The 23,050-nt window shown below is 33.5% G+C and carries 33 protein-coding genes and 1 tRNA gene; 23 read left to right on the top strand and 11 right to left on the bottom strand.

The window, feature by feature from the left end; genetic code table 11:
• Nucleotides 1-18: 18 nt before the first annotated feature.
• Nucleotides 19-555 carry a cob(I)yrinic acid a,c-diamide adenosyltransferase gene (locus tag ACQY2P_RS03065; RefSeq protein WP_428326939.1) on the top strand — a complete coding sequence of 179 codons (537 nt, stop codon included), beginning with the start codon at nucleotides 19-21 and terminating at the stop codon, nucleotides 553-555.
• Between the two features lie 43 nt (nucleotides 556-598).
• A tRNA-Phe gene (locus tag ACQY2P_RS03060) sits at nucleotides 599-672 on the top strand.
• A 59-nt stretch (nucleotides 673-731) separates the two neighbouring features.
• Here the strand turns inward: ACQY2P_RS03060 and ACQY2P_RS03055 are convergent.
• Entirely contained in the window at nucleotides 732-1,019 is a 288-nt protein-coding gene (locus ACQY2P_RS03055) for a hypothetical protein (protein ID WP_428326938.1), read from the bottom strand.
• 244 nt (nucleotides 1,020-1,263) lie between these two features.
• Between ACQY2P_RS03055 and ACQY2P_RS03050 the strand changes: the two genes are divergently transcribed.
• From ACQY2P_RS03050 to ACQY2P_RS03035, 4 genes are read left to right on the top strand one after another with little or no spacing between them, the layout of a single operon-like run.
• Nucleotides 1,264-1,572: a hypothetical protein gene (locus tag ACQY2P_RS03050; protein WP_428326937.1), complete on the top strand. Its 309-nt coding sequence runs from the start codon at nucleotides 1,264-1,266 to the stop codon at nucleotides 1,570-1,572.
• Nucleotides 1,573-1,606: 34 nt separating this feature from the next.
• Nucleotides 1,607-1,846: a hypothetical protein gene (locus ACQY2P_RS03045; RefSeq protein WP_428326936.1), complete on the top strand. Its 240-nt coding sequence runs from the start codon at nucleotides 1,607-1,609 to the stop codon at nucleotides 1,844-1,846.
• Nucleotides 1,840-2,058, top strand: a complete 219-nt coding sequence (locus tag ACQY2P_RS03040; protein WP_428326935.1) for an Lrp/AsnC ligand binding domain-containing protein — start codon at nucleotides 1,840-1,842, stop codon at nucleotides 2,056-2,058. The genes ACQY2P_RS03045 and ACQY2P_RS03040 overlap by 7 nt, the downstream gene beginning before the upstream one ends.
• Before the next feature lie 34 nt (nucleotides 2,059-2,092).
• Nucleotides 2,093-2,503 carry a VOC family protein gene (locus tag ACQY2P_RS03035; protein ID WP_428326934.1) on the top strand — a complete coding sequence of 137 codons (411 nt, stop codon included), beginning with the start codon at nucleotides 2,093-2,095 and terminating at the stop codon, nucleotides 2,501-2,503.
• On the opposite strand, the gene ACQY2P_RS03030 is transcribed toward ACQY2P_RS03035, so the two are convergent.
• Both ACQY2P_RS03030 and ACQY2P_RS03025 read right to left on the bottom strand, forming a co-directional pair.
• A complete protein-coding gene (locus tag ACQY2P_RS03030) occupies nucleotides 2,500-2,886 on the bottom strand; it encodes a hypothetical protein (protein ID WP_428326933.1) in 387 nt (128 codons plus the stop codon). The two genes, ACQY2P_RS03035 and ACQY2P_RS03030, sit on opposite strands and share 4 nt — an antisense overlap.
• 59 nt (nucleotides 2,887-2,945) lie before the next feature.
• Nucleotides 2,946-3,317, bottom strand: coding sequence for a hypothetical protein (locus ACQY2P_RS03025; RefSeq protein WP_428326932.1), 372 nt, complete (start codon nucleotides 3,315-3,317; stop codon nucleotides 2,946-2,948).
• Between the two features lie 137 nt (nucleotides 3,318-3,454).
• On the opposite strand from ACQY2P_RS03025, the gene ACQY2P_RS03020 reads away from it, so the two are divergent.
• Nucleotides 3,455-3,601 carry a hypothetical protein gene (locus ACQY2P_RS03020; RefSeq protein ID WP_428324194.1) on the top strand — a complete coding sequence of 49 codons (147 nt, stop codon included), beginning with the start codon at nucleotides 3,455-3,457 and terminating at the stop codon, nucleotides 3,599-3,601.
• Nucleotides 3,602-3,615: 14 nt separating this feature from the next.
• Here the strand turns inward: ACQY2P_RS03020 and ACQY2P_RS03015 are convergent, their stop codons facing one another.
• Complete coding sequence (locus tag ACQY2P_RS03015) at nucleotides 3,616-4,407, bottom strand: adenylate/guanylate cyclase domain-containing protein (RefSeq protein WP_428326931.1); 792 nt, start codon at nucleotides 4,405-4,407, stop codon at nucleotides 3,616-3,618.
• A 203-nt stretch (nucleotides 4,408-4,610) separates the two neighbouring features.
• Here ACQY2P_RS03015 and ACQY2P_RS03010 point away from each other — a divergent pair, with 203 nt between their 5' ends.
• Together ACQY2P_RS03010 and ilvA are read left to right on the top strand one after the other, a co-directional pair.
• Nucleotides 4,611-5,450, top strand: coding sequence for a hypothetical protein (locus tag ACQY2P_RS03010; RefSeq protein ID WP_428327264.1), 840 nt, complete (start codon nucleotides 4,611-4,613; stop codon nucleotides 5,448-5,450).
• A 183-nt stretch (nucleotides 5,451-5,633) separates the two neighbouring features.
• A complete protein-coding gene (gene ilvA, locus ACQY2P_RS03005; protein WP_428326930.1) occupies nucleotides 5,634-6,842 on the top strand; it encodes a threonine ammonia-lyase in 1,209 nt (402 codons plus the stop codon).
• Here ilvA and purE read toward each other — a convergent pair whose 3' ends face one another.
• A complete protein-coding gene (purE, locus tag ACQY2P_RS03000; protein WP_428326929.1) occupies nucleotides 6,843-7,418 on the bottom strand; it encodes a 5-(carboxyamino)imidazole ribonucleotide mutase in 576 nt (191 codons plus the stop codon). It lies immediately after the preceding gene.
• 99 nt (nucleotides 7,419-7,517) lie between these two features.
• On the opposite strand from purE, the gene ACQY2P_RS02995 reads away from it, so the two are divergent.
• The 4 genes from ACQY2P_RS02995 to ACQY2P_RS02980 all read left to right on the top strand — a co-directional run bounded on the left by ACQY2P_RS02995 (nucleotide 7,518) and on the right by ACQY2P_RS02980 (nucleotide 10,199).
• A complete protein-coding gene (locus ACQY2P_RS02995) occupies nucleotides 7,518-8,660 on the top strand; it encodes a 5-(carboxyamino)imidazole ribonucleotide synthase (protein ID WP_428326928.1) in 1,143 nt (380 codons plus the stop codon).
• 33 nt (nucleotides 8,661-8,693) lie between these two features.
• Nucleotides 8,694-9,083, top strand: coding sequence for a hypothetical protein (locus ACQY2P_RS02990; RefSeq protein ID WP_428326927.1), 390 nt, complete (start codon nucleotides 8,694-8,696; stop codon nucleotides 9,081-9,083).
• 138 nt (nucleotides 9,084-9,221) lie between these two features.
• Nucleotides 9,222-9,494 (top strand): hypothetical protein, encoded by a 273-nt coding sequence (locus ACQY2P_RS02985; RefSeq protein WP_428326926.1) that lies wholly within the window; start codon nucleotides 9,222-9,224, stop codon nucleotides 9,492-9,494.
• A 36-nt stretch (nucleotides 9,495-9,530) separates the two neighbouring features.
• The gene (locus tag ACQY2P_RS02980; protein ID WP_428327263.1) at nucleotides 9,531-10,199 is read left to right on the top strand and encodes a nucleotidyltransferase family protein; all 669 of its coding nucleotides are present in this window, start codon (nucleotides 9,531-9,533) and stop codon (nucleotides 10,197-10,199) included.
• 9 nt (nucleotides 10,200-10,208) lie between these two features.
• On the opposite strand, the gene ACQY2P_RS02975 is transcribed toward ACQY2P_RS02980, so the two are convergent.
• Nucleotides 10,209-10,358: a hypothetical protein gene (locus tag ACQY2P_RS02975; RefSeq protein WP_428326925.1), complete on the bottom strand. Its 150-nt coding sequence runs from the start codon at nucleotides 10,356-10,358 to the stop codon at nucleotides 10,209-10,211.
• 99 nt (nucleotides 10,359-10,457) lie between these two features.
• On the opposite strand from ACQY2P_RS02975, the gene ACQY2P_RS02970 reads away from it, so the two are divergent.
• Genes ACQY2P_RS02970 through ACQY2P_RS02960 form a run of 3 tightly spaced genes read left to right on the top strand, consistent with a single transcriptional unit; the run spans nucleotide 10,458 to nucleotide 12,841 of the window.
• Nucleotides 10,458-11,420 carry an LLM class flavin-dependent oxidoreductase gene (locus ACQY2P_RS02970; RefSeq protein ID WP_428326924.1) on the top strand — a complete coding sequence of 321 codons (963 nt, stop codon included), beginning with the start codon at nucleotides 10,458-10,460 and terminating at the stop codon, nucleotides 11,418-11,420.
• 6 nt (nucleotides 11,421-11,426) lie between these two features.
• On the top strand, nucleotides 11,427-12,536 hold the full coding sequence (locus ACQY2P_RS02965) for a thiolase family protein (protein ID WP_428326923.1): 1,110 nt from the start codon (nucleotides 11,427-11,429) through the stop codon (nucleotides 12,534-12,536).
• Nucleotides 12,533-12,841, top strand: a complete 309-nt coding sequence (locus ACQY2P_RS02960; protein ID WP_428326922.1) for a zinc ribbon domain-containing protein — start codon at nucleotides 12,533-12,535, stop codon at nucleotides 12,839-12,841. The genes ACQY2P_RS02965 and ACQY2P_RS02960 overlap by 4 nt, the downstream gene beginning before the upstream one ends.
• Here the strand turns inward: ACQY2P_RS02960 and ACQY2P_RS02955 are convergent.
• Nucleotides 12,834-13,661, bottom strand: coding sequence for a hypothetical protein (locus tag ACQY2P_RS02955; RefSeq protein WP_428326921.1), 828 nt, complete (start codon nucleotides 13,659-13,661; stop codon nucleotides 12,834-12,836). The genes ACQY2P_RS02960 and ACQY2P_RS02955 overlap by 8 nt on opposite strands.
• A gap of 40 nt (nucleotides 13,662-13,701) precedes the next feature.
• A complete protein-coding gene (locus ACQY2P_RS02950) occupies nucleotides 13,702-13,902 on the bottom strand; it encodes a hypothetical protein (protein WP_428326920.1) in 201 nt (66 codons plus the stop codon).
• Nucleotides 13,903-14,215: 313 nt separating this feature from the next.
• On the opposite strand from ACQY2P_RS02950, the gene ACQY2P_RS02945 reads away from it, so the two are divergent.
• The 3 genes from ACQY2P_RS02945 to ACQY2P_RS02935 are packed head-to-tail and all read left to right on the top strand — an operon-like array spanning nucleotide 14,216 to nucleotide 15,798.
• Nucleotides 14,216-14,764, top strand: coding sequence for a resolvase (locus ACQY2P_RS02945; RefSeq protein ID WP_428326919.1), 549 nt, complete (start codon nucleotides 14,216-14,218; stop codon nucleotides 14,762-14,764).
• Between the two features lie 58 nt (nucleotides 14,765-14,822).
• On the top strand, nucleotides 14,823-15,425 hold the full coding sequence (locus ACQY2P_RS02940; RefSeq protein ID WP_428326918.1) for a hypothetical protein: 603 nt from the start codon (nucleotides 14,823-14,825) through the stop codon (nucleotides 15,423-15,425).
• 55 nt (nucleotides 15,426-15,480) lie between these two features.
• Nucleotides 15,481-15,798: a hypothetical protein gene (locus ACQY2P_RS02935; protein ID WP_428326917.1), complete on the top strand. Its 318-nt coding sequence runs from the start codon at nucleotides 15,481-15,483 to the stop codon at nucleotides 15,796-15,798.
• A 291-nt stretch (nucleotides 15,799-16,089) separates the two neighbouring features.
• Here ACQY2P_RS02935 and ACQY2P_RS02930 read toward each other — a convergent pair whose 3' ends face one another.
• Nucleotides 16,090-16,464 (bottom strand): hypothetical protein, encoded by a 375-nt coding sequence (locus tag ACQY2P_RS02930; RefSeq protein WP_428326916.1) that lies wholly within the window; start codon nucleotides 16,462-16,464, stop codon nucleotides 16,090-16,092.
• Between the two features lie 103 nt (nucleotides 16,465-16,567).
• On the opposite strand from ACQY2P_RS02930, the gene ACQY2P_RS02925 reads away from it, so the two are divergent.
• Complete coding sequence (locus tag ACQY2P_RS02925) at nucleotides 16,568-17,905, top strand: threonine synthase (RefSeq protein WP_428326915.1); 1,338 nt, start codon at nucleotides 16,568-16,570, stop codon at nucleotides 17,903-17,905.
• A gap of 153 nt (nucleotides 17,906-18,058) precedes the next feature.
• The gene (locus tag ACQY2P_RS02920; protein ID WP_428326914.1) at nucleotides 18,059-19,312 is read left to right on the top strand and encodes a hemolysin family protein; all 1,254 of its coding nucleotides are present in this window, start codon (nucleotides 18,059-18,061) and stop codon (nucleotides 19,310-19,312) included.
• On the opposite strand, the gene ACQY2P_RS02915 is transcribed toward ACQY2P_RS02920, so the two are convergent.
• On the bottom strand, nucleotides 19,309-20,361 hold the full coding sequence (locus tag ACQY2P_RS02915) for a type II glyceraldehyde-3-phosphate dehydrogenase (protein WP_428326913.1): 1,053 nt from the start codon (nucleotides 20,359-20,361) through the stop codon (nucleotides 19,309-19,311). The genes ACQY2P_RS02920 and ACQY2P_RS02915 overlap by 4 nt on opposite strands.
• Nucleotides 20,362-20,467: 106 nt before the next feature.
• On the opposite strand from ACQY2P_RS02915, the gene ACQY2P_RS02910 reads away from it, so the two are divergent.
• Nucleotides 20,468-21,178, top strand: a complete 711-nt coding sequence (locus ACQY2P_RS02910) for a DsbA family protein (protein ID WP_428326912.1) — start codon at nucleotides 20,468-20,470, stop codon at nucleotides 21,176-21,178.
• 104 nt (nucleotides 21,179-21,282) lie between these two features.
• On the top strand, nucleotides 21,283-22,677 hold the full coding sequence (locus ACQY2P_RS02905) for a hydroxymethylglutaryl-CoA synthase family protein (RefSeq protein ID WP_428326911.1): 1,395 nt from the start codon (nucleotides 21,283-21,285) through the stop codon (nucleotides 22,675-22,677).
• Here the strand turns inward: ACQY2P_RS02905 and ACQY2P_RS02900 are convergent, their stop codons facing one another.
• Entirely contained in the window at nucleotides 22,678-22,980 is a 303-nt protein-coding gene (locus ACQY2P_RS02900; protein ID WP_428326910.1) for a hypothetical protein, read from the bottom strand.
• Nucleotides 22,981-23,050: the final 70 nt, after the last annotated feature.

Genomic DNA, 23,050 nt, shown 5'->3' with positions numbered 1-23,050 from the left:
AACAGACTCTATAATTTCATGAAAATATATACCAAAACAGGGGATGATGGAAATACAGGTCTCCAAGGAAATTTACGTATCTCAAAATCCCATCCACGAATATTTGCATATGGTGCAGTAGATGAAGCAAATGCGGCATTAGGAATTGTTTTGACAAATCAATTAGATGAAGATATTTTTGAAATACTCAGAAAAATTCAAAACAATTTGTTTGTTGTAGGTTCTGATTTATCTAATCCCAATCTAAACGATGTAAAAAATAGGGTTACATTAGAGATGATTCAAGAATTAGAACAATATATTGATAAATTTGAATCAGAATTGCCACCATTAACAAATTTTATTCTGCCTGGAGGCTCAATTTCCGCATCACAATTGCATTTTACTCGTACTATAATACGTAGAGCCGAAACATTGACTGTACAACTTGCTGAAAAAGACGAAATTAATTCAAATTGTATAATTTACCTTAATCGATTATCTGATCTATTTTTTGTTATGGGTCGTTTAATCAACAAAAGAAATGGTAAAGAAGACATTATCTGGAAAATCTAAAAAGACACACTTTAATTCCTCAATAAAATAATTTTTTTCAAGTGCCGTGGTAGCTCAGCCTGGGAGAGCACTCGGCTGAAGACCGGGCTGTCGCGCGTTCAAATCCCGCCCGCGGCACTTTTAATAATTTTAAAAAATATTGGATGTTTTTGAGAATCATACTCAAAAAAAATTCCTTACGCATCTACTAAATTATAGAAGCTTTTTCCAGAGGCTGATTTCTCAGAGACACATTTTACTGGACCTAATGAATTTCCATTTTTGACATCAGAACGTAATTTTTCATTACTGAATTTTTTTACAATTGCCACTCTAGTTGTATGAAATTTATTTACAAAATTCCCTTCGATTTCAAAAGTTTCTTTGGTTGTGATCTTTACTCCTTTTGTGGTCAATTCCCCTTGAGTGTAATCTGAATCTTCAATGTATGTAATTGTAAATGCCTTATCGCCAATTTTTGCCAAGCTGACTGAATCGCCTACTGTTGCATAATCTGCTAATGTTGCTATCTTGTTTCACCTCCCAACAATTAATCAAAAAACTATTTTTTTGATAAGTTGAACTCAGAGTAAATTATTGACTCAGATGGCTACTTTGATCTATTATTTTTAGAAAAAATGAGTTGATCGGATGATCTTTAAGTAAATTTTCTAAAAAACCAATTCTACAAAATCTTTAAAAATAAGGCGACCTCTAGTTTTTCGATTCATGGCTGAAAAAAAATCTGCAAAGAAAACCACAAAATCAAAAGATACTAAGGCTAAAACTGCAAAATCAAAGACAACTAAAGCAAAGACAACCAAGGCAAAAACCACTAAATCTAAAGCAAAGACAACCAAGGCAAAAACCACTAAATCTAAGGCTAAAACTGCAAAATCAAAGAACAAAAAAGATGAACCTGTAGGAGATATGGGAATAGTCATAGTAGATGATGATATAGAAATTGACCAAGAAAAAGTCAACGAAGAAAGACGTGCTTACTTAGAAGAAGCAAGATCTCAGGAAGCATTTGACTAGGAATCTTTATCCGATCCGATAACATAGTACTAGTATGCGTGCGTTATGTCTAATTACTGTCAAACCTGGCAAGGTTGATACTGTTGTTCAAATTCTAAAAAAGAAACGCAAGGTAGTAAAACAGGTCATGGTGGTTACTGGCAGAGCAGACATCAGTGTTCTTTTGCAAGGCGGATTTGATGATATCAACAACATGGTAATTGATTTTAAAAAAATCAAAGATATTGTAACTACTGAAACTCTCATTGAAGTGGAGGTTAATCTAGGATGGTAAGGGCCATTATCTTGGTAAAATCTCCAAAAAAATTAATCGCTGCAAGATTACGGAAGGTTTCTTCAGTGGCAGATTCATTTCCTACTAGTGGTCAATTTGATGCAGTGGCAATAATTGATGTTGAACAACTATCTGAAATCAAAGAAGTTGCCAATCAGATTCAAAAAATCAATGGTGTTGAACGAACTGAAACCATGGTTGAAGTTCAATAACAATTAATTTAAACAACTTCGAGGTAGATCTCTTGTGAATATCAAAAAAGTCGGAAATGTGATTTTGGCCGTAAAAGACCTAGACAAATCAATCCAGTTCTATAATGAAATTATTGGCCTTCCAATAAAGAATCAAAGAAGAACATGGGTAGATTTGGGCACTTCTGGAGCTTTATTGAGTCTTCATCCTGCTTCATTAACTGAACAGCATGGAAATGCTCTTGAGAGTGGAATCACAATCGGTTTTCTAGTTGGAGATGTAAAATCTGCAGTTGAAGAACTACGAGAAAAAGGAGTTAAAATTCATCGTGAAATTGTCGAAAAAGACGCAGGAAAAAATGCTGTAATTTCTGACCCTGATGATTATTTGATTTCCTTGTTTGAACCAAGTTTCTCAGACAAAGCTGAGCAAACTGGCGGATACCACGGATTTACACCTGCTTAGACTATCTTCTTTATTGAAGAAATAATTTTCTCCAAGCCTTTTTCTTTTCTATTGATTGAAACATAGTATGTGATGTCATTTTTTTGTAAAATAACAATTGTTACTTTTTGATGTTGCAGTACTACATGTTCTAGTTTTCCAACAGTACTAGCAGTATTTTTTCTCAAAGACATTAATGTTGAAATTATGAAAAATTCGTTTTTTACTTGTTCAGATTTTAATAATGGTTTTAGATTTGGTTGAACAATCCCTGCCAATGTTCTACCATAAACATTGATCACACCAGCATATCTTACACTCTTTGAAACTCCTAGAATTTTTTGACATTGTTTTCGATATTTGACTATGGTATCTTTCCATTTGTCTGCAGGGGTTTTAACCATACTAAAAATTGGATTTGGAATTAATAAAGATACTTGTCTGAAAAATCATCTACAGATTTTCAATTTTGTTTTTTAGATTCTTTTTCTAATTTTTTCTTCAACTCTGTATTTTCTTTTAACAATTTGTCGTTTTCTGCTTGAAGTGTTTGAACAGAATTCTGTCTAGTGTATAATGGATGACCTGGAGGAACTACTTGATTTCCTGTGAGCAATCCTGCTGCATATTGCTGATACATGTGTTGAAATCCTTGAAGTTTTTGACTAACTGTTTCAACGTCTCGTGAGAATTGTTCTTTTACGGGATTTTGATGAATCCCGAACATTGGATGTGTCAATCCGGGTGGCAATCTAGGAAATTGTAGTGCCATATGAGGAATGTTTGGATTCAATCCATAGATGTCTTGTAGGTGTTTATGTACATGGTTTTCCACGAATTTAGTCTAATTTTGCTATATTTCTGCCTTGCTTTACGCATTTGATATACTGTTTAGTAAAATCTGAGTCATTTTTGCTCAATTTGAGTTGATCGCAGATCCTTATAGATTCCCAGTTTAGATCGCTGGTACGCATGGCAGAAACAAAAAAGACATGTCTTAGATGTAAAAAAGACATTGCAGAACAAGATCTACATAAAATTGTAATCTATGTTGTTCAGGAAAAATTCACAGAACATCATTATGAACATGTAGAATGTCCTGACAAATTTACCGTGTAATCAAAACTTTTGATTTATCCTTTAAACTCGTAAACTTTGTAAATTTCACCAGTAACTCTGGAACGATATTTCCATTCATCTTTTTTCCACACAACTTCAACAAAGTCTCTTTGAAAATTAGGATGAAGTCTTTGGTAGACGTCTTGCCCAATCAAAATTTGATTGGGTTTTGCCATGTTTTGGATTTTTGCTGCAATGTTCATTGCAGGTCCCATTACATCTACATGAGATTGTTGTTCATCTGCCCCATATCTAACTACGATGTTTTTTCCAAAATCCACTCCAATCTTTACCATCAAGTCTGGATAGTCATATTGATTTAAAATTGGATTAATTCCTTTTTGGATAACAGTAATCATTGATTTTGCACAATTTACTGCATTGTCTGATGCAAGTAAGCCATTATTTTGTGCATCAAAATATCCAATTACTGCATCTCCTACAAATTTGAGTACATATCCTTCATATTGTCTGATAACTGCTGCCATTTCTTGTGCAAACGAGCTGATAATGATTGCAATCTTTTCTTCAGGCATTTCTAATGTCATGGTGGTTGAACCGACCAAATCAACATAAAGTACAACTAAATCTAATTTCGAAAATACATTTTTTCTCAAAAATATATCTGACTCATCAGCTACTCCTGAATACTGATACCCTTTCTTTAATGCGCCCCATACTCGTTTTTGAGTTTCTAAAATCATTGATTCAGAATCTAAGGTCTTCTCAGATGCTGAGCTAAGCAGCATATCTACAACTTTGTCTTGACTAGAATCTGATTCTTTTTCTACATTATTTTCTGCCATATTTTTCTCCTATTCTAAAGGGAATTCATGCCCACATTGGACACATTTTCCTCTTTTCCCCTTGTATCCCTCATGATAATACTCTAAAATCTCACCTTCACAATCATTGCAGGTAAAACTAGAATCTTCCATGCCTAGAATTCCTTGATTACATATTTAGATATTGATGAAGGTTTAAGGCGAGCAATAATTTGGTAATTCTTGTGCGTTTAGGTACAAGATCTCCCAATGAATTCATTCAACTTTTGAACAAAAAAAATGATCTCATTCAACAATCATTTCTCTCAAAAATTACTGACATGACAAAAATGATCGATGCCAAAGTTATGTTGGGGGATGCAACAGTATCAGAACAAAAAACATTTGACCCAAAATTGATAATGGATTATTTTCAAAATATTGGCAAAAATCTTAATGATTGGTCCATTCAAGATGTGACAATAACAAACAATGAGGATATTAGAAGAATCTTCATGAAGTTTGAAATCAGGGAAGGCAATTACTTGATTTCAGGACATGTCTCAATACAGTTCCATGTGTTGTTATACTACAAGCCTGTTCAACGAGTAATTGATTGTCAGAAAGAACTGGCTGAAATTATTGATGTGACAAAAAACAAAGAAGATGAACTTTCTAACAATAGTGATCAATATGTTTTAGACAAACTAAAAGAAATGGGATACAAAGACTTTGATCATCAGAAACTCTTCGAGGTATTTTATGAAAATGATGAGTTTAGAGAAAAAGTATTTTCAGAAATCGAAAAACAGTCTGGAGTTGATTTTCAAAAACTATCTGAAAAAAAAACACAGTTGTTTAACGAATTAGATTCGCTTTTAGTTGAAACTTATCAAACCTCTCCAACATTAATTGATGATTCAAAACTTGTTACTGGCGAAGAAGGTTGTTTGTGTACATTTGATTTGGAATTTATAAAAAATAACACTCGAGAAGGGTTATTTGATCCTAGAAAGATGTCTGATACCACAAAAGAAAATATTGTAAAACGATTAGATGATTTTACAAATATCATTAACTCATAAATTAAGATCAAGGAACCAGATATGAGAAAATTTCTCAAAGGGGAGTTCTGATTCCTCGATATGATATAAACGGGATTTGCTAACTATTTAGGGGTTCCTAGAATTTTACGCATAAAATTTGACTAAAAAAATAATTTTTGTATAGAAGAAGTCAAATACATCGTTTTCTTAGCAACATTTCCAATGAATCCAACATTTGATGAGATACAAAAAGCAAACTCAATGCGAGGAAATGAAATAAAGAGGACACCGTTAATTCATTCACCTACTTTTAGTGAGCTTACAAAATCTGAAGTTTATCTTAAAGCAGAATTTCGACAAAAAACTGGTTCGTTTAAAATTCGTGGGGCTTACTATAAAATCAAATCACTATCTGAAGATGAAAAGAAACATGGCGTAGTTGCTGCATCTGCAGGAAATCATGCACAAGGTGTTGCATTAGCTTCGGCTCTTGAAGAAATTCCATGTACAATTGTTATGCCAAAAAATGCATCTCCTGCAAAAGTTGCTGCAACAAGAGGATATGGTGCAAATGTTATCTTAGAGGGCATAAATTATGATGAATCATCTGCCAAAGCAAAAGAAATAGCAAAAGAAACAGGGGCAACTATGATACATGCTTTTGATGATCCTCAAATTATAGCTGCTCAAGGAGTTATTGGTTTAGAGATCCTAGAGGATTTGCCAGATGTTGAAGAAGTTTATCTTCCAATAGGTGGAGGGGGATTGGCAGCAGGTACGTTAATTGCAATAAAAGAAAAAAATCCAAATGTCAAGGTTATTGGTGTACAATCAAGATCTTTTCCATCTATGTATGAGTCTGTGAAACAGGGTGCAATTACTGCAAGTGGTGGTGCAAGAACAATTGCAGATGGTATTTCCGTAAAAGTTCCAGGACAGTTAACATTCAGTGTAATTAATGAACTCATAGATGAAGTTGTTCTAGTAGACGATACTGAAATTACAAAAGCTATGTTTTTGTTAATGGAAAGAATGAAATTTGTAGTAGAACCAGCTGGTGCTGCAAGTTTAGCATATTTGATTTCAAAAAAACCTGCTCCAGGAAAAAAGATTGTTGCAATATTGGCAGGTGGAAATGTAGACATGTATCTATTGGGTCAAATAGTAGACAAAGGGTTAGCTGCTATGGGTAGATTACTAAAACTATCAATATTGCTGCCTGATAGACCTGGTGCTTTCAAAGAAATTGTAGATGAAATTACCCTTGCCAATGCCAACATTGTTGAAGTTGTTCATGATAGATTGAGCTCAAATGTCAATGCAGGTTCTGCTGCAGTTACTATGAATTTAGAAACTCAGGGAAAAGAACAAGCAGATACATTAATTGAAACATTGCGAAAGAAAAATGTTCAATTCACATTATTGACATGATTATTTGAATTTCTTTTTAGCAAAAGAAGATAATCCTTGCTTCTTCATCATTTCTGATTCTTTAACAACTGATTCATGTTGATTAGATTTGTGTTGTTTTAGTTTCTTTTTGAGTTCTGGGAATTTATTTGCTAAAATTTTCATTGCATAAATTCCTGCATTACCTGCTTTGTTTACTCCTACTGCAACTACAGGAGAACCTGATGGCATTTCAGTAATAGACAACAATGAATCCAATCCTCCAAATGCTGAAAATTTTTCAGTATCTGTTTTTTTGTGGTGTTTGTCATTGTAAACTAGTATTGGCACACCAATTACTGGAATAACTGTGTGTGATGCAATCATACCTGGAAGATGTGCTGCACCTCCAGCACCTGCAATAATTATATCAAAACCCATCTTTTCTGCATGTTGGGCATATTCTGCCAATCTAGCTGGAGTTCTGTGTGCTGAAATGATTTGATCTTCATGTTTTACTTTAAACTCATCAAGAATTTCAGCTGCTCCTTTCATTATTCTAGAGTCTGAACTAGAACCCATTATGATTCCAACAAGAGGGTTTTTTGAATATGTCACGATATTAGAAATAACTAGTTAGTAATTAATGATAACGATTTAGATTTTTGATGAATCTGTAGCATTAGCTATTTTTATTCCATAGATATTGGGTGTAATATGACCAAAATTTTAGGGATCATAGGCGGAGGACAGCTTGGTATGATGATAACAGAAGCTGCCAAAAAGATGCCTGAAAATGTTTCAAAAATTATAGTATTGGATCCTACTGAAAATTGTCCTGCGGCACAAGTAGGTGCAGAACAAATTGTTGCAGATTTCAAAGACAAAGATGCCATAATTGAACTCTCAGAAAAATCAGACATTATTACATATGAAATTGAATCAGGAGACAGTGATGTGTTAAAATCTGTTGAAAAGAATGCAGAGATTAACCCTTCTCCTGAAACATTACATACAATTCAAGACAAATTTTTACAAAAAACATTTCTTAAAGAACACAACATTCCTGTTCCAGAATTCATAGAGATTTCAAACATTGATGATGTTAAAGAAGGTTTGAAAAAATTTGGATATCCTGCATTACTGAAAGCAAGACGTGATGCATATGATGGACGAGGAAACTTTAAGGTAGACTCGGAAGATATGGTCCAAACAGCACATGATTATTTCAAAGGTCAAAAATTAATGTTAGAAAAATTTGTTCCATTCAAAATGGAAGTATCTGTAATTGCAGCTAGAAACACTAAAGGTGAAATCAAAACATTTCCTCTTGTAGAAAATATTCATGAAGAAAATATCTTGCGTGAAACAATTGCTCCTGCAAGAGTTTCTGAAGAAATAACAAAGAATGCTGAAAAAATTGCCAGTCAAACTATGGCTGTACTAAAAGGGGCAGGAGTATTTGGAATTGAAATGTTTGTAACTCAAGATGATCAGATTGTAATTAACGAAATTGCCCCTAGAGTTCACAATTCAGGACACCATACTTTGGAATCCAGTGAAACATCACAGTTTGAACAACATTTGCGCGCAATTTTAGGGTTAGAACTTGGAAGTACCAAACTTTTACGTCCTACCATAATGTACAACATACTTGGAACAAAAACATTTGAGGGAGAATACAAGCCATTAGAAATCCCTGAAGAAAATCTATTTCTCAAAATGTATGGAAAGAAAATTTCTAAACCCATGAGAAAACTAGGTCATTTTAATCTAATATCTACAAACAATGAATCAATTGAAGATCTATTGAATAAATTAGAATCCATAAAACCTAGGGCAGCAGTTCAATCTATCTGATAAGTATATTAGTTGTGAGGAAAAAAAATTATCATGGCACTAACTGCAGCACTAGTCATTACAGGAATTGCAATAGGATTGCTATTGATTTATGCTGCAGATGTTGCAGTTGCAATGTCTTCGGATAGCGACTATGGATTTTTGCCCCTTGATCATATGCAAAGAGGTATGGGATTGGGAGCACCTGCATTAATTTTACCAATTATCGCATTTTTCATCTCTCTAAAAGAACCATCCAAAGGATTGGGAGTTATGATTATCATCACAGGTATTTTGATCATCCTTGGAGGAATTGTAGTGATGGTTAACCCTGCACCTTCAGCAGAAACTTCAGATAGAGATCCTATGGCTTCAATGGCTATGATGTTGGTTCCAGCTATCATACAATTAGCTTTAGGTGGAATCAAGATAGCAAAATCATAACCTCGATTATCATGCCAATTTGTGTAAAATGTAGTAATGATGTAAAAAAAGTGTATGATTGCGATCATACTGATTATGAAGATTATTGTGTAGAATGTTACACGGAATTACACTACTATATGACAGAAAGTGAGAACAATGCTAACTGAACGCGAGATAGCTATCTATGCTCTAGGGAAAACTGAAGGAGTTCATTCAATAGCTGAAACCCTGGGAAAAGGCCTTGATGATGAAAAATACATTGAATCTTGGAATAAAACTATGAAATTACTGGGAATTGAACTATCTTTAAAAGAACTGGAAAAAATTTACAAGGAATTTGCTCAAAAGATGGAGCAAGTAGTAGATGAATCAGAATCAGAATCAAAAAACAAAGATAGTATAGGTGAAAAAACTCAAAAAACAAAATAGAAAATTTTGATATACTCTAGAAAATAGATGAATTCATTGAAAGCAATAATTTTAGCTGGAGGACGTGGAAAAAGACTAAAACCTGTTACAGATTATGTTCCAAAACCTCTTGTTCCGATAAAGAATATACCAATAATAGAATGGCAAATTAGATATTTGAAAAAATTTGGAATTAAAGAAGTCATTATTTGTACAGGCTACAAAACAGAAATGATTGAAAATCATTTGAATATGAAAGATATTGGAATTAAAATAAAATTTTCAATTGAAAAATCACCATTGGGTACTGGAGGAGCTATTAAGAAAGCAGGAAAAATGATCAAAGAAAAATCTTTCTTTGTATTAAACGGAGATACAATTACAAATATTGATTTGAAAAAACTAGAGAAAAAGAAAAACACAGTTGCGGCTATTGAATTGAGAACAAAGTATGGAATCTTAGAAACAGAAGATGATAAAATTTTGAATTTTCGAGAAAAAAAAGAAATTTCAGATACATGGATGAATGCCGGGATTTATCATCTAGAAAAAACAATTCTAAAAGAGCTTCCTGACAAAGGAGATATTGAAAAAACAGTTTTTCCAAAATATGCAAAAAAAGGTATTCTAAATACAATAAAATTCAAAAATGCAAAATGGTATTCTGTAGATTCATTCAAAGATATGGAAGAATGTGCTTTAGAAATAGAGAAAATAATAAAATAGATTTTTGATTTATGCGCCAGTTCTATGAAGGGTCACCATCATATATGCTACTTCTTCAACAAAAGACTCGTCTTTGCTAGCAGAAGCATATTTTGTAGCATCATTCCAAAAAGTAGATTCTTGGGATGGTTCATGTGCAAATATTTGTTCGCTCAACATCTGATAGTTTACAGATTTTCTGATAATACGCCGCCTCAAGGAAAATTAACCCAATACTAAAACAGATACACTAGAATATCCAATCTGTATAGAAAATTCATGCGTATTGCATGCAGTTTAGGCTCAATGCTTTCAGTAAATGATGTTCTAAATTGTGCTGAAAAGATAGCAAAAACCCAAACAGACACAATTTGGGTACCTGAAACATGGGGAATGGAGAATTTCTCTATGCTAAGTGCTGTTTCAAACAGAACATCCAGTCAGAAAATAGGCTCATCAATAATTAACATCTATTCTCGTAGTCCTGCAACAATTGCGATGGGTGCAGCAACTGTGGACACCATATCTAAGGGAAGGATGATTCTAGGTCTTGGAACTAGTAGTTTACCTATTGTAGAGACTTTTCATGGATACAAATTTGAAAAACCATTACAAAGAATGAAAGAGTATATAGAAATAATTAAACTGATAACTTCTGGAAAATCAATTAATTATTCAGGAGATATTTTTAATTTGAAAAATTTTACATTATTGATCAAGCCTCAAAGAAAATTAATTCCAATATACATTGCAGCAGTTAATCAAAAGATGGTTAATTTGACATGGGAAATTGGAGATGGAGTTATCTTTTATCTTAGACCTAAAAATGAAATGAAAGAAACAATCCAAAAAATGCAATCAAAAAGAAAAATTGATGTAACTTGTCAAATTATTACCTGTGTTTCAGAAAATTCTGATGAAGCCATTGAACGTGTAAAAAAGACATTGGCATTTTACATTTCTGTTGGAAAAATTTACAGAGAATTTTTAGCAAAAAATGGATTTGAAAATGAAACATCAAATATATTTGAAGAATTTAAAAAATCAGGATTCAAATCAAATCATGAATTAGTTACTGATTCAATATTAAAAGAATTAACCATATGTGGAACCCCTGATGATTGCAAGAAACAACTTGATAATTTTAAACAAACAGGAATTGATTTGCCAATAATACAATTCAATCCAGTTGGAGACACGATGAATTCATTTGAGCTATTACAAAAAACATTTTTGGATTAGATAAAAATGAAGAAAGTAGGAATTGCGGCATACGGAATTACACCATTTACCAAAGATGATAAAAAAATAGAATCTATACTTTTAGAGTCTGCCAAAAATCTTTTTGAGACAAATCAAAATATACAAAAAAATGAAATCGATGCAGTACTGGTATCTACCAATAACAATTCAAAATATCTGGCACCTGTTTTGTCAGAAACCCTGGGAATCCAGCCAAAAACAGCCCACTCTATAGAAAATCTGTGCAATTCAGGCACAAATTCCATAGTTTCTGCGTATTCTTACATTGCGTCAGGCCTAGCAGACATGGTGTTAGTAAGTGGGGCTGAAAGATATGACAGTCCTGGTCAGATATTAGAATGGGATAATTCCCGAGGAGAATTCAAACATCCGATATTTTGGGCATCAATCTTTACAAGTTCTTACAAACGAAAATTCAATGTAACTGATGAACAGTTAGCAATAGTCCCAGTAAAAAATCACAATCAAGCTCAAAACAACCCAAATGCATTTTCAAAAAAGACCTACTCAATACAAGATGTAATTGATTCTAAAAAAATTACGGATGATCTTAGACTGCTTGATTGTTCAAGATCTTGTACAGGAAGTGCATCAATAGTTTTGGCATCGGAAAACATTATGAAAAGAATTACTGATCAACCAACATGGATTTCCGGAATAGGTCAAAAAACAATTTCTGCAGGATTTACAAAAAATGAATCATTTTATTCCATGGAATCTACCAAAGCAGCAGCTCAAACAGCATTACAAATGGCCAATAAAAAAATTCAAGATGTAGATGTGGCAGAAATACATGATGCATTTTCTGTGTGTGAACCTATGGCATTAGAAGCACTTGGTTTATCTAATCCTGGAGAAGGTTTGATGCTTGTCAAAGATCTTTATGAGACAAAAAATCCCAAGATTAATCCTAGAGGGGGTTTGATAGGTTGCGGACATCCACTTGGAGCAACAGGTATAGCACAAACCATAGAAATTACACAACAATTACATTCTAATGCAAAAAATAGACAAGTAGAAAGTGCACAGGTGGGTCTAATACATAACATGTCTGCAGCAGCAACATCTTCAACAATTTTGGTGTTAGAAAAATGAGTTTTGAATCAGAAATTTCTAAAGGAAATTTTTTGATTCCTGAGTGTACTGCTTGTAAGAAAATTGTATGGCCACCTACAGAATTTTGTAGTCATTGTATGGGTAAAACATCCCTAAGAGAAGGGGATTTCAAAGGTAAAATTGTTGAATTTTCCCGGCAGAATGAAGATTATTTTTGTATTGTAGAGATTGAAAATTCGTTTAAAATCATGGCAAAAATGTCTACTGAGCCACATATTGATCAAATAGTAAAAATCTCAAAATGTGGAATTAATGAAAACAATTACTATTTTGAAGTTAGTTGAATTTTGTGTAAATGTATGGAGTTTCAGTTGTTTGATCAAATGTCCAGACAGTAGGAAGTGAAACTGTTTCCATTACTTGCAAATCATGATTTTGAATTAATGAACTCCATCCTCCATCAGTCAAGTTTCCAGACAAATGACGTTTTGAATGAGTTCCAGCAAATACTATACCTGTAGAATTTTTGAGTTGATCAAGAGAATTTATTTTATCAATGATATTTGTTGCCAACATATCACCACCCATTTGAGGTAGACCTCCAATGAAAAACACTGGGTGTTTTAATTGAAATTTTGAATAATCATACTCTAATGCATCATCACAATGAGGATCAAAATTTTGTTGTGTCTCATTACAAATTAATTTCTGTAATTCCACAAGACCATCATCAATTTCAATACTGTGTGGAGTAAATCCTAAAATTTTTCCACAAAATGCAATTCGTCCATCTCCTGAACCAATATCTACCAATTCTTCATACCCTAATTCTTTTGCAATCATTGTCATCAAGTATGCGGAAATCATCCAAGTAGGATAAAATGGCTGACAACTTGTACCGTGTTTGATACTGTTTAACCAATAATCGTTAATGTCTCCTTCATAGATTACACAGTCAGTTCCCAAAATTTTTTCTTCAAAAGAATTAGAATAGATTGGATTTTTTTCTGCAAATTTATGAATAGATTGTAAATGATTTTCTGCCAATGGGAACTTGTCAGATCTTGAAGCAGGCACTACTTCTTGAATATGGGCATTTCCTGAATAATTTTTAGCAAAATCTTGTTTTATTAAAATAAGATTCTGGATAATCTCATCAAACATAAAATTTGTAAAAATAAGGGTTTGATAAACTCATTGTAAATTAAGATGATTTTTTGGATGTAAGATATGCAATTTCTTGTTCTACTTTTTTTAATTGATCAACAGTAGTTGTTTGTAATTTTTCAATTTCTTTGAGTTCATTTTCTGAAGGATCCATGATGGATTGAAATTCTAACTGTTTTAGAGTATTAAGATAAAAATCGCGTTGTTCTAACAATTTTTCAATTATAATTTCAGACACAAATTATTTGAAATCTTGTTGTATTTAGACAAAGTGTTAGAAAATCTAATGGAAATCAAATTTCAATAAGATACATCATCATTTTGACAATCCTCGCAAGGACAATGCCAATGACATTGAAGATTTTGGCGTTCTTTCAAATCCTTTTTCTTTCGTGTCATAATTCATATTTTTTCTGAAGACTATTATTATTTTACCGGTATTCTTTCACAGTTTCATATTCTATCACAAATATGAAACGAAAAACTCAATGAATTTTAACGGGTATTATGTAATTACCCACCTTACTATATCTAAAAAGAGGAATCAGAGTATGCGTTCAAGGACATTAACGGTATCAAAAATATCAAAAAAAACTAAAACAAATAACCAAAAAGCTGCAAAAACACGAAGACAGAGAGGATACCAATGGGAAGACACATTGGTAAAACGATTCAATACATCTTCAGACTGGAAAGCATTTCGATTAGGTTCCCCCAGTATTGCATTACCCGATGTTTTGGCAGTAAACACTAAGAATAGTACGATTTTTACCATCGAGGCAAAATCTGGAACAAGCACTTCACTTCCAGTACCATTTGATCAGATTGAAAGATGTTTGGAGTGGGTAAAGACGTTTGATATTTACAAAAAAAGGCAGGTATTGCTGGCATTCAAATTCCTATCAAAGAAAAGAATAGGGCTAGGCAAGTATGAAAGCCGAGAACTAAGGGAGTTTTACAAGATATGGGATGAAAAATTGGAGATTACTGATTGCGTGTGTACATATGAAGGGAAAATCTATGCAAAGATAGACGGTTCGCGTAAAGAGATCAATCTCAAAGAATGCGACATGCCCTTTAAAACAAAACAGCGCAAATAGTGCCTAATTTTGTAGAATTTACAAATCGTTTTTAAAGAATAAACAAGAATCAAAGATATTGTCTGAATTAAACAAAGATGAAGAAGCCCAATCGCAATGGGAATTAGAATCTAAACGAATTCAAGAAATTAAAAATCCTACAGAATCTAATGTAGAAGTTCCTGAACCAGTTGTAGAGTCTACTCCAGAACCGGAATTGCCAGAAATTAGTATCAATACAAGTTATGAAGAAAGACCCTCTGTAGAGCTTAACTCTGCAGCACTTTTAGAAACTGCTTCTGATGCAGAAGTGAACTCCAGAATAAGTTTTGAGGAATTTACAGACGAAAAGACTCTGATTAGCCATGACGCACTTGGAAATAAACAAATGAAAATCAAAGTGTTAGAAGTATCAGATGAAAATCCTCCCATGAAATGGAAATTTGGAGATAGAGTAAAAGTAACTAAAATTCTCATCACCATAAAACATCTTACAACACAAGAAGTAGAAGAAGGAGAATTTGATGTAGAGGCAATAGAGAGAGAATTGCAAGAAAAGAGGCACTATACATCCACCAACAGATGGATTCCTGCAGAAGATATCAAAAATGGCTATGTTGTAGGTTCAAAACACACCAGATTGATCAGTGATGCTGCAGCATTAGATTACATAGTGTTCTAATTGTTCATCATTTTTACTTGAAAAACATTATAAACATAAGAATTCGAAAAATGATATGAGTTCAAAAGAATTCGACGTAAATGGTACTGATTACAGAATTGTAATAACAGATCAAGTAGTAGGACATGTAAACAACCTCAAAAATCTATACAATTCAACATATGAAGATCCTGAGAGTTTTGAAGATGTTAGTGCAGAAATTTCAAACACTATAAATGAAATTGCTGCTACAGTAGAGCCTGAAGTTGAAGACAGTGATCTTGATGGATTAATTCAAGAAGTTATCAAAGCAGTCGATACCAAAGCAGAAGAAATTGAGAAGGAATTAGAAGGAAAAGAAACCCCTAAGAAAAAATCAAAATCTAAAAAATAATCTCATTTGACCTTAAACTCATAAAAATTTGGGGGATAAATTATATTCTAAATAAGACAACAACTTACATGTCTGGAAGTTGTGAATGTGGGATTTGTGGTCATCATTCGGAATCAGAATGTCTCGAAAAAGAATGCAAATGTTGCTTAAATTTTCATGAAAGATCTGGACCTAAACGAAAATAATTTAATTAAATTTCTTCTTTAAAACAACTACATTTCTTAGACATGTGTCTGTTGCAACCAAATAATTTATGATCTTTACAGCCACATAACACACATTTTTTCTCACTCAAATCTTATCTATCAACTCCTTAACATCTTCCATCATCTTGTTATCTTCAAGAGATTCTAAAATTTTTAGTCGCATATTTTTTACTCTGTGAACATCATCTTGATAAAGAGGGGCCATTGTCTCAATTTCTTGTTCAAAATAATAATTTTCTAAATAATTTTTGAATTTTGATTTTAAAGGTTTGAAATCAGAGTGAGGGATTTTTTTATCTTCAATTTTATTTGAGATCACTTTCAAAAATCCATTTATTTTGAGTAATTCTTTTCTGATAAGTTCTAGATCCCCCGGTTTATCTTGAATTTCTTTAAGATGTTCATGGGATTCAAGAATTTGTGATAAAATACTTTTCAAATATTCGCTGTAGGTAACCACAACTAATTTCCAAACACATCCAATCTAAAGTTTAGGAAAAATAGCTTGAGCTGTCTAAAAATTACACATTTGCTTTAAATTATCATAATTTTTTGTAATGACTATGCAGGGAGACGCATATCTCAAATGTGTTGATCCACATTGTGGATTAGAATATCCAATTGAGAGTACAAATGTTCAATGTGAAAAAGGACATCTCCTTGATGTAAAATACAAACATGCTCCCTCAGAAAATCTAAAAGAAGTCTTTTACAATAGAAGAAATTCTCAAGGAAATATCTTCAATGAAAGTGGGGTTTGGAGATTTAGAGAATTACTAAACTTTTGTCAAATTGATACTGAAGATATTGAAGAATGCTCAAAATATTTGGTCTCACTTGATGGTGCGGAAGGAAGACTCTCAAAACCTTACCATATGGCAAAAGCCTCAGAACTCGTAGGAATCTCAAATGATAATTTATGGTTACAACCTGAGGGGTACAACCCAAGTGGTTCTTTCAAAGATAATGGCATGGCAACTGCCGTAACTCATGCAAAAATGGTAGATGCAAAAAAGATTGTATGTGCATCTACTGGAAACACTTCTGCATCTGCAGGTATGTTTGCAGCAAATGAAGGAATAAACTGCGATGTATACATCCCAGCAGGACAGATTGCACCAGGAAAACTAAGTCAAGCATATCAATTTGGAGCTCAAATTTTGGAGATTGATGGAAATTTTGATGATGCATTAAAACAATCATTAGATGATGCACAAAATCATGATGGATACACTGTAAACTCTGTTAATCCATTTAGAATAGAAGGACAAAAAACAATTCCATTTAGAGCGTTAGAATATTTGAATTGGGAAGTTCCTGATTGGATTGTGTATCCTGGAGGAGCTTTGGGCAATACATCTAGTTGTGGAAAAGCATTGATGGAGCTTTATGAATGGGGTTGGATTAAAAAAATTCCAAGAATTGCAGTAATCAATTCTGAAGGTGCAAGTACACTATCTGATTTGTATAATGGTAAATTTGAAGGAGAGGAATTAAGATGGAATAAAGGAAAACCAAATACAGAATTAATCACAAGATATTATGATCATTTGGACAAAGAAGGAATCAGACCAAAAACTAAAGCTACTGCAATACAAATAGGACGACCTGCAAATATTTTGAAAGGTTTACGTGCACTCGAATTTACAAACGGTGTTGCAACAACAGTATCTGATTCAGATATGCTTGATGGAATGTCAGTAGTTGGTCTTAATGGTTTTGACTGTGAGATGGCATCCGGTGCATCAGTGGTAGGAGTTAAGAAATTAATGAATGAAGGAGTAATAAAGAAAGATGACACAGTAGTTGGAATTCTTACAGGTAGACAAAAAGATGCAATGCTTCCTGTAGATTATCACAATAATCCTCAAAACAAATTTGCAAAACCTCCAAAAAATTAGCCTCAGTTTTCAGGCTCGAAGTATTTAGAATATGTTTGACATCTTAAAGGTTAAATCTGAGCTTTTTTGAATTATCCATAACCAAGAGATGGTGCAAAAAAACTAAATGAAAAAACAACGTAGTTGTTCTAAGAAAATTTTCGGGAGGATATCATGGTAGATTTATGGGTTGAAATTACAGCGTTAGCTGTACTTATTGGATTATCCGGATTCTTCAGTGGATTAGAAGTAGCACTTGTTGGAGTAAGAAAATCTAAGGTCGTTCAATTATTTAATGAAGGAAAGAAAGGTTCTAAGGCTCTTCACAAATTAAAAACAAATCCTAGTTGGATGATGTCCAGTGTTAATCTAGGCAACAACTTGGTAAATGTTGGAGCTTCTGCATTAGCTACTAGCATTGCAATCAGAATGTTTGGAGATGAAGGGTTGGGAATTGCAGTAGGAATAATGACATTTTTGATTCTAATCTTTGGAGAGATTACCCCAAAAACGTACTGTAATGCAAATTCAACCAAGATTGCACTAAGATATGCACCAGTATTATTGGGATTTAGTTATGCGTTCTATCCGGTTGTAAAATTCTTTGAAATCATTACAAAAGGAGTTGTCAAGATGACTGGAAGTAGTTATGCTCCTCCACCGATTACTGAAGAAGAAATCAAAGGAGTTATTGATCAAGGTTTGGAAGAAAAAGCCCTTGAAAAAGACGAAATGGAATTAGTTCACGGGGCTTTGAAATTTGATGACACAGTAATTCGTTCAGTAATGACTCCCAGAACAAAGATGTTTACACTAAATTCAAAAATGCTACTTTTTGAAGCATTACCACAAATCAATCAAAGCGGTCACTCTAGGATTCCAATTTACGGAGATACAAGTGATGATATCGTAGGTTTCATTCATGCTAGAGACGTCTTAAAAGAATTAGAAAAAGACAACAAAGTTGTTAGTTTAGAACAAATTGCAAGAAAACCAGTATTTGCATCTCAAGAAAAGATGGTTAGTTCATTACTAAAAGAGATGAAAGGAAGAAAAACACACATGGCAATAGTTGTTGATGAACACGGAGGAGTTGAAGGATTAGTTACCCTAGAAGACTTGTTAGAAGAAATTGTTGGAGAGATAGAAGATGAAACGGATCTTAGTAGAAGTACAGGCTATGAAAGAATTGATCAAGATACGATTGTCACAAATGGAGATATTGAAATTGATATTGTTAATGAAATTTTCAAAACCAGAGTGCCTGAAGGTGATGATTATGCATCATTGAGCGGTTTGTTACACGAAAGACTACAAGACATTCCACAAGAAGGTGACAAAATAGAGATAGAGGATCTCAGAATAGTAGTAGAAAAAGTATCAAAAAACATTCCTAAAAAAATTAGAATTGAGAGAATTAGAACCTAATCAGATTTTGCAAAGTGTTCTTGCAGTTTTTGTTTCTTTTCAACCATGTGGAATATAGATTCTGTATGAGCAAATGCGTCAGCATATGACTTTTCAAACAACATTGCTTGCATCAACATATGGTTTTCCGGAATTACTATTCCTGTTTGATCATCTGAATACATCATTTGTACAGTATCTCCAATAGACGTAGTCATGTTTGCATGAATATGGATCATGTTGGTATCTGTAAAGTTAAAGCCCATATTTTGAGCATAATCTCGAACATCTTTTGTTCCATTTGCACTCCAAAGTATTGCAACACCAAATTCATTTGTAAATATCTCATGAATTTCTGAAGGTTTTGGTGCAGTATCTTTGAATCTAATATCCATAATATGCAAATGCATTTGTCTTGTTGGAACTTTGATTGCTCTAACGTAAAGTGGTGCATCTTTTCCAAAGTATAGTTTTACATCATCACCATGATGAGGTTTTTCAGTCATTTCAATTGTGTCTGAAAGTTTTTTCTCAGTTTGTTCAATATCTGCCCATCTTCGAACAAGGGTAACATCAAACCTAACTAAATTATCTCCAAACCTGTCTCTTAATGGTTCAAGGATTCTGCCCATTCCAGTAACATTACAACTCCCTTGCATGACATGGTGTTTGCCTATTGCAAGATCATAATTTGCTCTAGAGTTAAACAGTAAATCAGAAACTGCATCATCACCTATTGTTGATTCACCGCCTTGGTAAATAGCAGGAAGATTACGTGGCTCGTACAAATTTTTTTTATTTTTGTATCCATGTCCTCCAGGGGCTGCATCAATTACAAGATCAGATTGATCTAATGCAGATTCTATGGAACCAGAAATTTTGAAATCTTTAAAATCATCTAGTTTCTTTTCAGGAACATAAACATTCAATCCTCTAGAAATTGCAACATTGACATCATCATCGGGAGAATATTTTCCTACTCCAACAACTGAAATTTCATTATCATCTTTGAGAAAAGCAGTGATTCTACTTCCAATGGAACCATATCCATTAACAAAGACTTTTTTCATAAAATTTCTATTCACATCCCATTTATTTAGATTAGTAAGGTGCAAAACCAAACAATAGTTCCTCTTAACACAAACACTAAATGAGCTGGAAAAATTATCAAACTCATTGATACATGGTCCATCTTTGGCAATAGGCGCTGGTATTTCTGCAGTAGTTTTGGTTATTGTGTTTTTGAGTTTTGATGGCATATCAAATGAGCCAGAACTAGTAATGCAACCCACCCCCACAATCCAACCAGAAGGGCCCGCAAAAGTGACAATGGAGACGTTTTTGGCTAATGGTTCTCCTATATTGGGGGATTCTAATGCTCCAGTAACCCTAGTAGAGTTTGGAGATTATCAATGTCATTTTTGTAATGTCTTTTTCCATTCAACTGAAGGAGATATTTTGAAGAATTATGTTGAAACAGGAAAAGTTCGAATGATCTTCAAGGATTACAACATTATTGGCACTGATTCGGTTAATGCATCACATGGTGCACATTGTGCAAATGATCAAGGAATGTTTTGGGAATATCATGATATTTTGTACAACAACTGGACTGGTGAAAATAACGGATGGGCATCATCAGAAAACCTACTAAGATTTGCACAAGAGATTGGGCTAGATGAGGATAAATGGTCTGAATGCATGATCAGCGGAGATCATTCACAAACAATTGTTGGAAGTAATGATGATGCAAAAGCACTAGAACTTACTGGAACTCCTGCATTTTTTGTAATAGGCCCAGACGGCAAAGTTACAAGATTGTTTGGCGCACAACCTTATGAAACATTTGAGAGAGTCTTTGAGACAGAGTTAGAAAAACACAGTTAGCGATCAGATCAGGCACAATTAGTCAAAAAAAGTGTCAAAGTTTCCTTCCTAGTTATCTAGAATTTACCCGCTAACCTTATTAGTGAATTATCGGAGCCAAGCTTATGGCAGCTGGAATTGATGATATTGCAATATACATCCCCAGATTATACATTGATGCTGCAGATTTTGCAAATGCTAGAGGTCTAGACCCAGTAAAATTACAAAAAGGTCTAGGAGTTTCTCAAATGGCAATAGTTGATGCCAATCAAGACCCCGCAATACTAGCTGCAAATGCTTGTTTGAAGATTATGCAAAAAAACAAGTTATCTCCTGAAGATATTGGCAGATTATACGTTTCAACAGAATCATCATTTGATGAATCTAAAGCAATGAATTCTTACGTTATTGGAATGCTTGAACAGGTTTACGGTCAAGGTGCATTTGAGCACTGTGGTGGTGTTGAAACCAAGTTTGCATGTGTTAGTGGCTCTTATGCCCTTTATGACAATACAAACTGGATTAGGGCAGGGGAGGCAGAAGGAAAACATGCACTTGTGGTGGTATCAGACATTGCAAAGTATGACATGGGTTCTAGCGGTGAGATGACACAGGGTGCAGGAGCAGTAGTAATGCTTCTCAATGATGAACCACGATTATTGGCATTTGACCCAAGAGTAACATCTACATCAATTAAAGATGAATATGACTTTTACAGACCATTTGGAAAAGAGACCCCTATTGTTCATGGTCAATATTCTAACATGTTATACATGATTCAAGTAAGAAAAGCACTTGAAGCATACAAGAAAAAAGTAATTTCCTCAAAACTAATCAACATAGAACCTGGAGAGACAATTCTTGATCATATGGATTACATTAACATGCATTTGCCATATAGCAACATGGGCAAAAAAGCATTAGCATATTTGGTAAGACATGAATGGCGTCAACTCCCAAGATGGAAGAAAGTCTTGCAAGAAATTGGAATGGACGAACCAATTCCAAAAGATCCTCGTGGAACTATAGAATCAGTATTAGGAGATGAAGAGTTTATGGCAAAAGATCATGAGTTTACTAAACTATTTACAAAAACTCCCGAGTATCAAGAAGTATACGAATCAAAACTTGCAAGCTCACTAATTGCATCTAGTATGATTGGTAATTTGTACACCGCATCATTGTATCTTGGTTTTAGAAGCAGTTTAGAATTTGAATATCAAAAAGGAATTCATTTGGAAGGAAAGAGAATTGGATTTGGTTCCTATGGTAGTGGAAGTAGCGCAATGGTGTTTAGTGGAGTAGTTCAACCAGAGTTTGAAGAGATTGTAAAGAACATGAACTTGGAGGCTGAAATTGGAGATAGAAGGCGATTAACATGGGAAGAATACGAAGAACTACATGAGAACAAACTGTCCCCTGAAGAATCAATGCTTCACTCAAAGAAAGAATTTAGTTTGGTAAATGTAAAAACTGAAACTGAATCTAGAGGCGAAAGACGTTACGTCTATAACGAATAATCATCTAGCTTTACGTTTGTATCCTTGTTCTATTTTGCAGTGCGATAATGAAGAGTTTTGAGCTTTACTTGTTGTCTTTTTCTTTTTTGACACACCAGAACTACCTTCAATTTTAAAAATTCTGTGAGTATCAGATTGGGTTTTTGGATCTTTAGTTAAGATGATGTTTGTTGGAGAAATTTGTTTTTTCTTTTTCTTTTTTGGTTTATCAGGATCTGAAGTATTCTTTTTTGTCCATTTGATATTTTTGATATCAGTAGAAGAAGATTGTTCAATATTGTAATCCATTAAGGATTTGCCCATGTCAATCATACATAACAGAGAGTTTAAGCGTATTGAATCAAAAATGGCGTGAATTATTCATATATGGTAT

The sequence above is a fragment of the Candidatus Nitrosopumilus sp. genome (assembly GCF_965262695.1).
Taxonomy (GTDB): domain Archaea; phylum Thermoproteota; class Nitrososphaeria; order Nitrososphaerales; family Nitrosopumilaceae; genus Nitrosopumilus.
This window is presented reverse-complemented; position numbering and strand designations above follow the sequence as displayed.

What these genes read in the sequence shown, in the direction of transcription:
- ACQY2P_RS03065 (WP_428326939.1), top strand. Translation starts at nt 19, where the DNA reads ATGAAAATATATACCAAAACAGGGGATGATGGAAATACAGGTCTCCAA.
- ACQY2P_RS03050 (WP_428326937.1), top strand. Translation starts at nt 1,264, where the DNA reads ATGGCTGAAAAAAAATCTGCAAAGAAAACCACAAAATCAAAAGATACT.
- ACQY2P_RS03045 (WP_428326936.1), top strand. Translation starts at nt 1,607, where the DNA reads ATGCGTGCGTTATGTCTAATTACTGTCAAACCTGGCAAGGTTGATACT.
- ACQY2P_RS03040 (WP_428326935.1), top strand. Translation starts at nt 1,840, where the DNA reads ATGGTAAGGGCCATTATCTTGGTAAAATCTCCAAAAAAATTAATCGCT.
- ACQY2P_RS03030 (WP_428326933.1), bottom strand. Translation starts at nt 2,886, where the DNA reads ATGGTTAAAACCCCTGCAGACAAATGGAAAGATACCATAGTCAAATAT.
- ACQY2P_RS03020 (WP_428324194.1), top strand. Translation starts at nt 3,455, where the DNA reads ATGGCAGAAACAAAAAAGACATGTCTTAGATGTAAAAAAGACATTGCA.
- ACQY2P_RS03015 (WP_428326931.1), bottom strand. Translation starts at nt 4,407, where the DNA reads ATGGCAGAAAATAATGTAGAAAAAGAATCAGATTCTAGTCAAGACAAA.
- ilvA (WP_428326930.1), top strand. Translation starts at nt 5,634, where the DNA reads ATGAATCCAACATTTGATGAGATACAAAAAGCAAACTCAATGCGAGGA.
- ACQY2P_RS02995 (WP_428326928.1), top strand. Translation starts at nt 7,518, where the DNA reads ATGACCAAAATTTTAGGGATCATAGGCGGAGGACAGCTTGGTATGATG.
- ACQY2P_RS02990 (WP_428326927.1), top strand. Translation starts at nt 8,694, where the DNA reads ATGGCACTAACTGCAGCACTAGTCATTACAGGAATTGCAATAGGATTG.
- ACQY2P_RS02985 (WP_428326926.1), top strand. Translation starts at nt 9,222, where the DNA reads ATGCTAACTGAACGCGAGATAGCTATCTATGCTCTAGGGAAAACTGAA.
- ACQY2P_RS02975 (WP_428326925.1), bottom strand. Translation starts at nt 10,358, where the DNA reads ATGTTGAGCGAACAAATATTTGCACATGAACCATCCCAAGAATCTACT.
- ACQY2P_RS02970 (WP_428326924.1), top strand. Translation starts at nt 10,458, where the DNA reads ATGCGTATTGCATGCAGTTTAGGCTCAATGCTTTCAGTAAATGATGTT.
- ACQY2P_RS02965 (WP_428326923.1), top strand. Translation starts at nt 11,427, where the DNA reads ATGAAGAAAGTAGGAATTGCGGCATACGGAATTACACCATTTACCAAA.
- ACQY2P_RS02960 (WP_428326922.1), top strand. Translation starts at nt 12,533, where the DNA reads ATGAGTTTTGAATCAGAAATTTCTAAAGGAAATTTTTTGATTCCTGAG.
- ACQY2P_RS02955 (WP_428326921.1), bottom strand. Translation starts at nt 13,661, where the DNA reads ATGTTTGATGAGATTATCCAGAATCTTATTTTAATAAAACAAGATTTT.
- ACQY2P_RS02945 (WP_428326919.1), top strand. Translation starts at nt 14,216, where the DNA reads ATGCGTTCAAGGACATTAACGGTATCAAAAATATCAAAAAAAACTAAA.
- ACQY2P_RS02935 (WP_428326917.1), top strand. Translation starts at nt 15,481, where the DNA reads ATGAGTTCAAAAGAATTCGACGTAAATGGTACTGATTACAGAATTGTA.
- ACQY2P_RS02925 (WP_428326915.1), top strand. Translation starts at nt 16,568, where the DNA reads ATGCAGGGAGACGCATATCTCAAATGTGTTGATCCACATTGTGGATTA.
- ACQY2P_RS02920 (WP_428326914.1), top strand. Translation starts at nt 18,059, where the DNA reads ATGGTAGATTTATGGGTTGAAATTACAGCGTTAGCTGTACTTATTGGA.
- ACQY2P_RS02915 (WP_428326913.1), bottom strand. Translation starts at nt 20,361, where the DNA reads ATGAAAAAAGTCTTTGTTAATGGATATGGTTCCATTGGAAGTAGAATC.
- ACQY2P_RS02905 (WP_428326911.1), top strand. Translation starts at nt 21,283, where the DNA reads ATGGCAGCTGGAATTGATGATATTGCAATATACATCCCCAGATTATAC.
- ACQY2P_RS02900 (WP_428326910.1), bottom strand. Translation starts at nt 22,980, where the DNA reads ATGGGCAAATCCTTAATGGATTACAATATTGAACAATCTTCTTCTACT.